Below are 12,093 nucleotides of genomic sequence, written 5' to 3' on the forward strand. Positions count from 1 at the left end.
AATGCTTTCTTAGCAGCCCTAAGCTTTTGCTATCTTCGTTAATGCACGACCTCGGAACCATCCATATATTACTGGCAATACCAAGAGGGTCAAAATAGTCGTCGTCACCATGCCACCCACAATTACTAGAGCCAAAGGACGTTGCGCTTCAGAGCCAATTGAATGGGATAAAGCGGCTGGCAAAAGTCCTAAGCCAGATAGTGCGGCGGTCATCAATACTGGACGCACACGCAAGGAGGCGCCCTCCACCATCACATCTTTCATCTCACCATGCTCGGTAGCCGCCGTCTTATTAATAAAGGAGATCAGAATGACACCGTCCTGAATCGCGATACCGAACAAGGATAAGAATCCAAAGAAAGCAGAAATACTTAAGGTCTCGCCTGCAAGGTGCAAGGCAATCACACCGCCAATGGCAGCAAATGGTACGTTAATCATCACGATCACTGCGTCACGGAAATTACCAAAAGCACTTACTAGCAACAAGAAGATACCCAGTAAGGCCAAGGGCACGATCAGCATCAACTTCTTCTGCGCCTGCTTCATTTGATTAAATTGACCATCCCAGCTAATCGAATAGTTAGGTGGCAAGGTGATGTTTTTCTCAACCAAAAACTGTGCATCCTCTACAGCACTACCTAGGTCACGGCCACGGACGCTAAATTTAATTGCAATATAGCGCTTACCTGCTTCACGATAAATAAAGAACGGACCATCACTAAGCTGAACCGTTGCGACCATCGACAAAGGAATCGCTGCCCCACTTGGTGAATCTACTAAGAGGTGCCCAATATCCGCAATATCATTACGGCTGCCTTCATTTAAACGAATGGCAATCCCGAACGTTTTTTCATCTTCTAAGAGATTAGTCACTGCGGCTCCACCAATAGCGTTAGCGACTACCGTCTCAATGTCACTCACATTAATACCGTAGCGAGCGGCGCGCTCACGATCAATCTGAATATTGAGAGTTGGTTGACCAAGTTCTTTCAAAATACCTTCATCAGCAACCCCGCGAACCTTCTTCAGCTGTTCAATCACCTCGTGGGCTTTTTGATCTAGCACTTCTAAGTCCGTGCCATATATCTTGACGGAGTTCTCACCCTTCACGCCTGAGAGCGCTTCATTGACGTTGTCCTGAATATATTGCGAGAAACTATAGGTGATGCCAGGGATCTTATTGAGCTCACTCTCTAAATGGATAATCAAATCCTTTTTACTAGAGCCCTTTGGCATCTTGTCCGGACTCTTCAGATATAGACCGTACTCTTGATTAAATACACCAGTGGAATCCGTGCCATCATCAGGTCGACCAATCTGGGCAGCAACCTTTTCAATCTCAGGTTGCTTTAAGAATGTTTCGCGCAACTGATTGGCTACCTTGACGGAGTAATCTAGATCTACTGTATTTGGCAAAGTAACGCGTAACCAAATATTATTTTCTTCTAGAGTGGGTAGGAATGCCGTCCCCAGACGAGTCACACTCAATAAGGTCAGACCCAAAACAAAGACTGCGACAGAGAAGACAGTTAACGGACGATCCATCCACTTTCTCAAGAGCGGTTTGTACGCATTGAGAAGCTTAGTGATAAATCCTGGTGGCTTGTGATGCAAGTTCTCGCCAAAGACCAAAGAGATCATGGCGGGCAAGAAAGTCAAACTCAGAATTACAGCCGCAATCAACGCAAAGCCCATCGTAAATGCCATCGGCTTAAAGATGATGCCCTCAACTCCACCCATAAAGAACAATGGGGAGTAGGCAACAATAATGATCCCTGTGGAATAGATCATGGCGCGCTGTACTTCACTCGTTGCCAAAATAATGCTTTGGTTGAGGCGCTTACCACCTTCCTCTAAGTGACGCATCACGTTCTCGGTCAGAATGACGGCTGAGTCAACGATGACTCCAAAGTCAATGGCGCCTAAGGAGATTAAGTTGGCTGGCACACTCCAAAGATGCATCTGAATAAACGATACACAAAGTGCCAAGGGGATTACTGCTGCAACTACTGCTGCTGCCCGCAAATTACCTAAGAAGAAAAATAGCACTGCCAATACTAATGAGATACCAAAAAACAGGGTGTGCTTCACGGTACCAATGGTGATATCTAAGAGCACCTGTCTGTCATAGAAGGGCTTTACTTGGATGCCAGGCGGAAGAACTTGCCTATTAATATTGTCAACCGTACTGCGGACACGCGCTAACACTTCGGTGGCATCTTCGCCACGACGTAAGTAAACGATACCCTCTACTGAATCTGGGTTGTCATTGAACTGGAATAAGCCTAAGCGCGGTGCATTACCAATCTCGACTCTAGCGACATCACCAATTCGAACTGGCACATTATTGCGAATAGTAATCACAACCCGCTTAATGTCATCAATATTTTTTAGCAGGCCTACACCACGCACCACAAATTGCTGCTCGCCACTTGGCAACAGTCCGCCACCCGTGTTGCTGTTGGCATTGGTTAAAGCAGCAATAAGTTCATTGACCGTTACGCCCTTAGATTGCAGACTTTCTGGGCTAACAATCACCTGATACTGACGTACCTTGCCACCAAATGAGGAGACATCAGCCACGCCGGGGGTTTGCTTTAAGGCCTTATAAATATCGTAATTCTGTAATGTTTTTAATTGGGTGGAAGAGGCGTAATCCGACTTGACCTCGTAACGCATGATCTCACCAGTAGCATCAGAATCTGGACTGACGCTTGAAGTGACTCCAGGCGGAAAGGCCACATTAGACAAACTGGTAATGAAACGTTGGCGTGCTCGAAATGGGTCTGTCGTGTCATCGAATTTGAGTGTGACAACTGATAAACCAAATAAAGAAACTGAGCGGAAAGCTTGTAGTCCAGGAATACCTGCTAATGCATTCTCAACGGGGATGGTAACTTGCTGCTCTACCTCAGTAGTACTTCTACCGGGCCACTGAGAAATCGCCTGAATGGTTAGTGGCGCCACTCCTGGATATGGCTGAATTGGCAACTTAGAAAGACTGAACATCCCCAAGCCGAGGAGCACGACTGAGCCAACGATAACCAGCACGCGTTTCTCAAGCACGCCTCGAATAAAGGAGGTAAATGCGCTCACTTAGTCTTCCTGTTTAGCAAATCGATCATTTAACAAAACAGCGCCTTCAGCCAAGATACGCGCACCAGGCTCAACACCTTCAGTAATCGCAAAGGTCTTACTGTTCAGGTCATAGCCTTTAACTGGGAGACGGCGATAAGCTTCGTCCCCCACTTTGGTAATGACATAACGCATCTCCCGTATGCGCACTACGGCAGTTTGTGGCACAACGATAGCGTCCGCCATGCCGGTTGTCAGTTTTGCTGAAGCATACATATCCGGACGCAAGAGATCGTCATCATTCTCAATGTTTGCGCGAATTAATAAAGCTCGAGTTTGCGGATCCACCGTGGGAGCCACATAGTTTGCATATGCCACAAACTCTTTACCGGGATAAGCCTCTACTTGCAGCACCATTTTTTGGCCCGGCTTCACAAAACGAAAATCTTGTTCAAACACATTGCCTAAGAACCACAGTTGCTTTGGGTCTGCCAAGGTAGCAATCACATCACCCGAATTCACTACTGATCCTGGCTCTACATTGCGTTTAACCACCACCCCCTTTAAGGGAGCACGCATGATTAAATTACCCTGAGTCCTGCCAGTGGTTTCAATCGATCTGATATCAGCATCGCCAGCACCTAGATTGCGCATACGGCTTGCTGCAGCTTGCTGAGTAATACGGGCATCACCGAGTAAATCACTCATAGTCTTAGTGGATTCCAATACCTTAGCGGTTTTGGATGAGAGTAAATACTCTTGTTGTGCCGAAATAAATTCGGGACTATAGAGCTCTACAACGGGGGAGCCTATATTGACTTCAGCGCCATCAAAAGCGTAAATACGCTCCACTCGACCGGGCGCGCGTGCAGATAAGACTTTAGATTTTTCGGCATTAAATGCTAGGCGGCCTGGCACTTTAATATCCACTGGTACCTGCACTTTGATCGCAGTTTGGAAGGTGTAAATTTCTGGATTCAGTTTGATGCCCGGGAGTTTTAATTCCAAAATACCGCTCTTATCTACTTTGAGTGCTTTATCAGAGGCTTCAATTTTGACAGTACGATTTACATTGGTAATACGGCCTAAAACGATACCAATTGAGAGAATGGCGAATGCAACAGCAGCCAAACGAACGCGATGACGATTTTGAGGAGTCAAGTTCCAATACAGGCCGGCAACACTAGCAAAAGCTAGCTGCAATCGATGACCACCAAAACGCAAGGCCTTATCAGTAACAGGCTTTGCCTTATCGGCTAACTGCTTTAGAAAAGAAAGAATTTGGTCTTTCAACACTGCTCCTTAAAAAGGTTCTTTGCCAGATGTCACCAGCAATACTGCTTGCGCTTGTAATAGATTACTCTCTGCAAGCGCCAATTGAACTTCAAGATTACGCAATTGCGTTTGCGCTGTCAGCAAATCATTAAACCCCTGACCATTATTCGAGTACTGAGTTAAGCCGACCTTATAAGCAGCATCTGCTTGAGGGACTTGGCGCTCTTTTAAAAACTGGGTTTGATTCTTAGCCTGCTCATAGCCAGCATAAGCACTATTGACGGCCAACACAATTTGTTGACGATTGGAGATATTGCCTGCCTCGGCAGCCGCTTGATTGCGCTGCGCCTGCTCTACACCATATCTCTCTTTGGTAAAGAAATATAGTGGAATGATGAGATCAAGCTCTAGCTGATAAAACATTGCGCCGTTGTTGGCAGAAAATGGACCGCGTGGTGTAAATGAAGACCCAATCACCTGAAAATCGGGCAAGTAAGCCTTCTTAGCCAGATCAACACCCTTACGCGCTGCCTCGAGCTGCAGCGCAGAACTCTTTAATGAAGGATGACTGGTTTCAGCATAGTCTTCTAACTCTAGCAAAGTTGGCACGCTGTTCATGGCACGACGCACATCACCACGCAAGACGAGTTTTTCTCTCGAGTGGCGACCTACTAAAGTATTGATATTGTTTAAGGCGACCGATAGCTGACGCTCAACATTAAATTGATCCGCCTGAGCTGCGCTTTGCGCTACTTGCGCATTGAGGTACTCAACATAAGCAGCAGCATTGTTGGCATAGCGCGCTTTGGCTACGTTCTTAATCATCTCCAAACGCATGACTGATTCTTTGAGCACCTGTAACTGCTTTTGTGATGCCAATGCGGTGTAATACAAGGTAGATAACTGAGCGCCTAGCTGTAAGTAGGTAGATTCGCTTTGCGCTAAGAGTGCTTCAGCATTGGTATTGGCGATATCGGATGCCAAACTCTTCTTACCTGGAAACTGAAATGGCTGGGCTATCGAGATAGAGTTATTGTTACTGATACCACCAGGATTTGCAGCACTAGGCGTATTAGCCCCACCTAATGCAAATGGAGAATTCACCGGCATACCAGACCACACCAAACCCACCTGAGGATTGGCTGGTGAATTAATCTGCGGCACGGTTGCCTTGGCAGATAAATAGGCCTCACGCAATGAAGACAATTGTGGGTTATTGAGCTTGAGCTCATTCCACAGTTGACGCAAATCCATATCCGTTGGACCCGATGGTGCACCCTTGGTATAAATCTTAGGGGTATCGCTCTTGGTTACCGGTGCAAATAGTGATGCGGCATTTGCAGGGTTGGCGGTCTCATTACTGATTACTGGCGGCGTTGATAATGAATCGTTAGATTGACTCACTTGCACTGTGACACTGGCTGGAATCGGAGCATTGATCTGGGCAAATACAGGGGAGGCAAAAATCAGCGAGGCGAATACACAGGCAACCCGTTTCATGGGGATTGCAGTAGCAATAACAAATTCGCTCGTTTTTATCTGGCCGTAAATCAAATCGGCTACCTCTAAATCTGTACTAATGCTGTTTTTGTAGCCCAAAACACAGGTTTACCTATGCTTGCAAGGGAATTAGAAGATTATAGGTGAGAAACTCCAAAAGGCGAATTATTGGAGTTTTATAACTTATTGATTATAAAGAAAATAATGAATCTGAGCGGCCTTGAAAGGCTCAAAACTCGGCATGAATCCTGAATGACAGGATGTTGACCGGTCCGCGGGCAGAGTTATAAGCTGGATTGATGATGTGTTGGAAGTTCAAACCGGCAAGCACATTCTTGATCACCGTAGCGTTGTAATAGACCTCACCAATCCGCTCAGGTGAATAAGAAATCGTCTGATTTGGACTAGCGTAGTCACCAATGAAATAAGACACACCTCCTGCTTTTAGGTAGCTGCGACGATAGCTTGATAAACCATTTTGCATTGCAGAGATACCAATACTGTCATGCGGCCGCTTCCAACTAGTGCCGTTCATGCCCATGCCCACAGATATGGAATTGTCTGCCTCAGTAAAAGACATTGTTTCAGTATGACCATCAGAGGTAAAGGCGCGGCCATAAATGCCAAGGTCTTTCGTGAGAGCCTGTTCACCATGCAGACCAATACCCGTTTTGATCTGCATATTGTTGCGGACATTATTAATCGCTTGAGTACCTTGGCGAGCACTCGGATCTTGTTCAATGTAATTAGTAGCATCCGAGAAACGTGCCAACATCATTTTGTTGCGATAGGCCAAAACGCTGACCTTGCCAGGCAGATCGGCAATGTTGTGCTGACGCTCTACTTCTACTTGATCACCATAGGTATTGAAGACTTGCCAATTGAGGTCACGACCATTCGGTGATTTAGGGGCGAGCATGCGGGAGGCGCGCATGACCCAGTGATCGAGATACCACTCGCCCGCCAAGCCCCAGCTATAGCCTCTGGCATCGGCTGCATAGTCATAGGCTAGATAGGTCATATTGCCCCAGTTCATGAACTGAACACGGGGATCTTTAGCATAACGGCTGTCATCAAAAATATCGAGTGTGGAGAACTGACCGCCAGTCAGTACGACGCGATTACTACTCACTGTCTGAGTAATTTGATTGGCTTCATTCTCCAGAACAACTTTATCGCCTTCTTGATTAATGATGTGGCGCGCAAAAGCGCGAGCAGAATACATTTTGGCCTGCGCACCATTGGCTTTGGTCGCCTCACCATTTGAAAAGCCACCTAAACCATTTAAGTTAGAAAAAGGAACTCCAGAAATTACCTCTGGATTAAAGTAAATATCAGTATCTGGTGCAATACGAGCACCCATGAATAAGGTGCCTGACCAGGTATAGCTCATCGCCTTATCGCTGGACAGACTTCGTATGCCGGAGTACGAAGATGTGAAGTTGTTGTAACGCTGATTGATATACGTAGTCTGACCGTGGACATTGACTGGCAATCCAAAGAGCTCCCCTTCTGTAGGAAAGCTCTCAATCGGAGAAGCAAAGGTTGCGATTTGATCTGAACCAGACCCTGCCTTCTGTGCGTGCGCAGTCGAGCTACCAAAGGCAGCAAGCAAGCTCAACAGGAGAAGATAGGATTTGCGGGTCATTCACAATTTCACAATACTTAGCATCTATGACCAATGAAACACTAAAAGAAACTAGAAGTAACTAGAAGTAACTAAAGGCCAGATCTGCCGGGGTAAAAACAAGACAGCTCGGATAGGCACGGTGTGAGGTTGAAACTCAACAGAGGTGCAGACCTAATTATCCCCAAAAAGAGCTAATTTACCTAGAATTTATGTCGATTCAGTGACCATTAGAGTCCAGGGGATTGGGCATTGAGGATATCTAACAATCTTTTCCCCGTTAACTCGGAGTTGTTTTCCGCAAATTTTCCTAAGCAAACCCAATGTTCAATTTGTTGAGATGGCGATCTTTCGGTGACCTTACCAACCTCTCTTGCTTGTATTGATAGATTCTGAGATAGCCTAATTACTTTGGGCATTATTTGTAAACATGCTTTCGATCTCCAACACTCACGACAATAATACTGATCTCTCCATCATGAATGGAGGCAATAATCCTATAATCGCCGACCCGATATCGCCAGTAGTCTCCATACTCCTTCCCTTTTAAAGCTTCGCCAAGAATTCTTGGGTCAGCTTGAACGGCAAGCCTCTCTCTGCAAAACTTAAAAATTCTTTTAGCTACTTTAGGATCAAATTTTCTTAATTGCTTTTCTGCTGATGGGGCAAACTCAATCAGCCAAACCAAGATTTCGCTCCACTTGGTCCAATGGAATAGCTTTTACTTTGCCACTTTTTAATGCTCTCATACTCTTATCAGCTAGATATAAGTCTTCCATATCTTCCATATAAGCCAGAATCGCTTCGCGGGCATAAAAGGTTTTAGTTCGGCCAGTTGCCTTGGCTAAATTATCAAGTCTCAATTCAATTTCCTTAGGTAATCGTATTGCTAGCATATGACCTCCTTGTCTTTGCTATACAAGTATAGCAATTATGACGAATTTCTAAGAGGGATAGCAATGACAGTTTTTTTATTTAAAAAAGTTGGGCAAGAAAGATACCAAAATAAATAAGCATCATTCAAGAAGGATACATTTTATTCGGGAGGTACCCGATATTCAACGCTATTGATAAAAGGGTTTTGGGAAGCCGCCCTACTTAACGACGATCCATTAGTGCTCTGGCCAACGTGCCTGCATCGACATACTCGAGCTCACCACCCACCGGAATACCTCTAGCAATTCTGGTGACTTTGATGCCTTTAGACTTAAGCACTTCACCAATGTAGTGGGCAGTAGCCTCACCTTCACTCGTGAAATTCGTTGCTAGAACTACTTCCCTGACTGGTATTCCAGTATCGGGAGATTCAATACGATTGAGTAGTCGATCAAAATGAATTTCATTGGGACCCATGCCATCGAGTGGTGAGATGCGGCCCATTAATACAAAGTAATTACCCTTAAAACTCATAGTCTGCTCAATCATGACTTGGTCGGCAGGAGTTTCCACTATGCACAGCAGGGATGGATCACGACGATCATCCATACAAGTGCCGCAGATTTGGGTCTCTGAAAAAGTATTACAACGGGCGCAGTGACCTACAGTCTCTACTGCTTCACCTAATGATTGGGCTAGCACCGCTGCGCCATTGCGATCATGCTGCAGTAGATAGAAAGCCATACGCTGCGCTGACTTGGGACCTACTCCAGGTAATACGCGCAAAGCCTCGATCAAACGACCAAGGGCATCTTGCGGAGCTTCTTGACGCGCCATTAAATGAACCGTTTTTGGTTAATGATTAAAACGGCAGCTTAAAGCCAGGGGGCATTGGCATGCCCGCAGTAGCACCAGACATCACTTGTGAGCTGGCCGCTTCGACTTGTTTGAATGCTTCTGTATAGGCAGTAACAAGCAAGTCTTCAAGCATTTCGCGATCATCCATTGCGCCTGGATCAATCTGAACACGCTTCATTTCGTGTTTACCAGAGATAGTGACTTTGACTAAACCACCAGCAGCTTGACCGGTGACTTCGAGCGCAGCCAATTGCTCTTGCGCTACTTTCATCTTCTCTTGCATCTGCTGGGCTTGTTTCATCAAACCAGCAAGGCCGCCTTTCATCATCGCTTTATTTCCTTATGTTTTTAATCTTTAGATTGGCTTAACAGAGCCACCAACTACTTTGGCCCCAAACTCTTTTTCTAATTGCTGAATAAATGGATCTTGAGCAATCATCTGCTCTGCATTTTGTCTTTTCTCTTGGTGTATCTGAGCATCGACTTTAGCGACGGTCTTACCCTCGACCTCACCCTTCTCTATTACTACTTTCACAGGCTTTCCAAAGTGTGCAGTGAGCGCATCTGCAAGGCGGCCAATGGAAGCCTCTGAAGCTAATTGCGGCATCGGTGTCACCACTGTGGCGCGGACGCCTGCTGGTGAATCCTCCCAATTCTGTAACTCTGTCTGAAACGCCAACTGTTGCACTAGACCTTTAACGGGCAACTGACGCATTAAGGTATGCCAGTCTGGACGATCAGAACTAGAGGCTGATGCAGCGGGCTTAGCTGCTGGTACTGGTGCTGGAGCAGATGCTGCAGGTGCAGACCTGACTGGGGCAGCAGTTTGATTTGCTGGTGCGGAAGGTCTTGGTGCCGAAGCTACTGGCGGTGTTGAGTTCCCTGCTCTACCGAGAGTTTCATTTCCGGGACGAAAGGCCAACATCCGCAAGAGAGTCATGGCAAAGCCAGTTTGCTCATCGGGTGCTAGTGATAAGTCTGGGCGGCTGGTAATACTGATTTGATAGAAGAGCTGCGCTTCTTCTTTTGTCAGCGCGCTAGCTAAGCGACGAATCTCTGCTGCTTCTGGCCAATCTTCTAATACTGACTCAGGAACAATTTGTGCGGCTGCGATTTTCTGAATGAGGCTTGATAGATCAGCCAATGCTAATGAGAAAGACATGCTGCGCTCACCCATCTCATTAGAGATAGCTAACAATGTCGCGCCATCTTTTGCTATGAGGGCATCTAAAATTTTAATGAGGTAAGCATCATCCAAAGTGCCAAGCATGCCACGCACGGCTTCTTCAGATACTTTGCCAGCAGCATAGGCGATAGCTTGATCAGTCAGTGATAAAGCATCACGCATAGAGCCTTGCGCTGCTTTTGCTAAAACACGCAGTGCATTGGTCTCGCTATCGACTTTTTCTGAGGCAAGTACTTTTTCTAGATGCTCCACGATCAGCGGTACTGGCATTTGCTTGAGATTGAACTGCAAGCAACGCGACAGAATAGTGACTGGGATCTTTTGAGGATCAGTTGTAGCCAGTATGAACTTCACATGTTCAGGCGGCTCTTCGAGCGTTTTGAGCATGGCATTAAAGGCATGATTGGTGAGCATGTGCACCTCGTCAATCATGTAGACCTTGTAACGTGCATTACTGGGTGCGTAGGCTGCTTTTTCTAATAGAGCGGCAATGTCGTCTACCCCGCGATTACTCGCAGCATCCATCTCAATATAGTCAACAAAGCGTCCCGCATCGATTTCTAGGCAAGCTGGGCATTTTCCGCAAGGCTCTGAGGTCATGCGACCTTGGCCATCTTCCCCGGTGCAATTGAGGGCTTTGGCCATAATTCGGGCAATGGTGGTCTTTCCGACCCCGCGAGTACCTGTAAAGAGCCAAGCGTGGTGTAGTCGGCCTTGGTCCAAGGCATGGGTTAATGCCTTAACCACATGGTCTTGTCCTACCAATTGGGAGAATGTTTTAGGGCGCCACGAACGGGCTAAAGCCAATGCAGTCATGTATTACATTCTAACAAGCTAAAATGGAATTGGACGGGCCTCCCCGCATGGCGGTTTGGATAACCTGGTCAGGTCGGGAACGAAGCAGCCAAACCCAATTCTGTCAGTGCCGGGGGTCGGGCTCGTCCACCCCCCTCATATATTGAGAATAATTGTCGCCCCTTAGGGTTATGGGCCTAGGGTCACGCCCTTAGTCTCTTAGGAGTCTATTTTGATTTTCTTAAACTTATCTAAAAGTGCCAAGCTAGCTAAGATTTGATTGGCCATATCCGCATCAAGCTCCCCTTTGGCTAGTGCATAGAGCACTTGATCAGCGTGCTCTGCTTCTGGGGCATCTAGTAAAGCCTTAAAGATTTCTTTTTGCGTCATGCCTACATGAATCTGTAATGGCGCCAAATTGATTTGCACAGCGCTGCCCTTAATACCAAAGCGCACTTGAGCCATCTCAATGAGTTCACTGCGCTGCTTTTCTTGGAGCTGGGCAAATGAAGGTAATGGAGAATTTGCGCTAGATGAGTTCGGTGAGCCATCAGCAGAAGAGCCTAAAGCAGGGCCTTTTCCACGTTTTTTATATACCAAATCGTCCATAAAATCATCCATGAGAGCCTCCTAAGTAACTTATGAGTGCAGGGTCATTCATGATCAGAATATTACCGCGATCCTTTGAAGGAGGCTTATTTTAGGAATTTAAAGAATATGGAGAATTTTCATGATTTGCCAGATCATCAAAATGATCAATAAGACAACAATAGTTCGTGCGTCCATGACCAATCTAAATAAACGCAATTGCTTGTGAGTGCATTCAAGTGAAACCTGCATGACAAACCCCTAATAGCTAGAAAAGTTCAGCGTAGAGGTTTGCATCGAAAATGAACAGGGA

The 12,093-nt window shown here is 46.2% G+C and carries 12 protein-coding genes and 1 other RNA gene; 1 reads left to right on the top strand and 12 read right to left on the bottom strand.

Annotated elements, in window-relative coordinates; all coding sequences use genetic code 11:
* Positions 1-18: 18 nt before the first annotated feature.
* From ICV89_RS06155 to dnaX, 10 genes are all read right to left on the bottom strand, one after another.
* Positions 19-3,096 (bottom strand): efflux RND transporter permease subunit, encoded by a 3,078-nt coding sequence (locus ICV89_RS06155; RefSeq protein WP_215307423.1) that lies wholly within the window; start codon positions 3,094-3,096, stop codon positions 19-21.
* A complete protein-coding gene (locus ICV89_RS06160; RefSeq protein ID WP_215307425.1) occupies positions 3,097-4,368 on the bottom strand; it encodes an efflux RND transporter periplasmic adaptor subunit in 1,272 nt (423 codons plus the stop codon).
* Positions 4,369-4,377: 9 nt separating this feature from the next.
* Entirely contained in the window at positions 4,378-5,850 is a 1,473-nt protein-coding gene (locus ICV89_RS06165) for a TolC family protein (RefSeq protein WP_215307427.1), read from the bottom strand.
* A 229-nt stretch (positions 5,851-6,079) separates the two neighbouring features.
* Complete coding sequence (locus tag ICV89_RS06170; protein ID WP_215307429.1) at positions 6,080-7,498, bottom strand: carbohydrate porin; 1,419 nt, start codon at positions 7,496-7,498, stop codon at positions 6,080-6,082.
* A gap of 209 nt (positions 7,499-7,707) precedes the next feature.
* Positions 7,708-7,896 carry a ParD-like family protein gene (locus tag ICV89_RS11010; RefSeq protein ID WP_215307431.1) on the bottom strand — a complete coding sequence of 63 codons (189 nt, stop codon included), beginning with the start codon at positions 7,894-7,896 and terminating at the stop codon, positions 7,708-7,710.
* Positions 7,896-8,165 carry a type II toxin-antitoxin system RelE/ParE family toxin gene (locus tag ICV89_RS06180; RefSeq protein ID WP_215307432.1) on the bottom strand — a complete coding sequence of 90 codons (270 nt, stop codon included), beginning with the start codon at positions 8,163-8,165 and terminating at the stop codon, positions 7,896-7,898. The genes ICV89_RS11010 and ICV89_RS06180 overlap by 1 nt, the downstream gene beginning before the upstream one ends.
* Entirely contained in the window at positions 8,149-8,373 is a 225-nt protein-coding gene (locus tag ICV89_RS06185; RefSeq protein WP_215307434.1) for a DUF6290 family protein, read from the bottom strand. The genes ICV89_RS06180 and ICV89_RS06185 overlap by 17 nt, the downstream gene beginning before the upstream one ends.
* A 202-nt stretch (positions 8,374-8,575) precedes the next feature.
* Entirely contained in the window at positions 8,576-9,190 is a 615-nt protein-coding gene (gene recR / locus ICV89_RS06190; RefSeq protein ID WP_215307436.1) for a recombination mediator RecR, read from the bottom strand.
* Between the two features lie 25 nt (positions 9,191-9,215).
* Positions 9,216-9,539 carry a YbaB/EbfC family nucleoid-associated protein gene (locus ICV89_RS06195; RefSeq protein ID WP_046330302.1) on the bottom strand — a complete coding sequence of 108 codons (324 nt, stop codon included), beginning with the start codon at positions 9,537-9,539 and terminating at the stop codon, positions 9,216-9,218.
* A 27-nt stretch (positions 9,540-9,566) separates the two neighbouring features.
* On the bottom strand, positions 9,567-11,213 hold the full coding sequence (gene dnaX / locus ICV89_RS06200; RefSeq protein ID WP_215307438.1) for a DNA polymerase III subunit gamma/tau: 1,647 nt from the start codon (positions 11,211-11,213) through the stop codon (positions 9,567-9,569).
* Between the two features lie 32 nt (positions 11,214-11,245).
* On the opposite strand from dnaX, the gene ffs reads away from it, so the two are divergent.
* Positions 11,246-11,343: signal recognition particle sRNA small type (gene ffs, locus ICV89_RS06205), an RNA gene on the top strand.
* A 68-nt stretch (positions 11,344-11,411) separates the two neighbouring features.
* Here ffs and ICV89_RS06210 read toward each other — a convergent pair.
* Together ICV89_RS06210 and ICV89_RS10970 are read right to left on the bottom strand one after the other, a co-directional pair.
* Positions 11,412-11,813: a hypothetical protein gene (locus ICV89_RS06210; protein ID WP_215307440.1), complete on the bottom strand. Its 402-nt coding sequence runs from the start codon at positions 11,811-11,813 to the stop codon at positions 11,412-11,414.
* A gap of 87 nt (positions 11,814-11,900) precedes the next feature.
* Positions 11,901-12,032 (bottom strand): hypothetical protein, encoded by a 132-nt coding sequence (locus ICV89_RS10970; RefSeq protein WP_256441772.1) that lies wholly within the window; start codon positions 12,030-12,032, stop codon positions 11,901-11,903.
* Between the last annotated feature and the right edge of the window lie 61 nt (positions 12,033-12,093).

Origin of the sequence: Polynucleobacter sp. Adler-ghost (assembly GCF_018688495.1) — a bacterium.
Lineage (GTDB): Bacteria > Pseudomonadota > Gammaproteobacteria > Burkholderiales > Burkholderiaceae > Polynucleobacter.

Coding starts and splice junctions, on each gene's coding strand:
- ICV89_RS06165 (WP_215307427.1), bottom strand. CDS start 5,850: ATGAAACGGGTTGCCTGTGTATTCGCCTCGCTGATTTTTGCCTCCCCT.
- ICV89_RS06170 (WP_215307429.1), bottom strand. CDS start 7,498: ATGACCCGCAAATCCTATCTTCTCCTGTTGAGCTTGCTTGCTGCCTTT.
- ICV89_RS11010 (WP_215307431.1), bottom strand. CDS start 7,896: ATGCCCAAAGTAATTAGGCTATCTCAGAATCTATCAATACAAGCAAGA.
- ICV89_RS06185 (WP_215307434.1), bottom strand. CDS start 8,373: ATGCTAGCAATACGATTACCTAAGGAAATTGAATTGAGACTTGATAAT.
- recR (WP_215307436.1), bottom strand. CDS start 9,190: ATGGCGCGTCAAGAAGCTCCGCAAGATGCCCTTGGTCGTTTGATCGAG.
- ICV89_RS06195 (WP_046330302.1), bottom strand. CDS start 9,539: ATGATGAAAGGCGGCCTTGCTGGTTTGATGAAACAAGCCCAGCAGATG.
- dnaX (WP_215307438.1), bottom strand. CDS start 11,213: ATGACTGCATTGGCTTTAGCCCGTTCGTGGCGCCCTAAAACATTCTCC.
- ICV89_RS06210 (WP_215307440.1), bottom strand. CDS start 11,813: ATGGATGATTTTATGGACGATTTGGTATATAAAAAACGTGGAAAAGGC.
- ICV89_RS10970 (WP_256441772.1), bottom strand. CDS start 12,032: ATGCAGGTTTCACTTGAATGCACTCACAAGCAATTGCGTTTATTTAGA.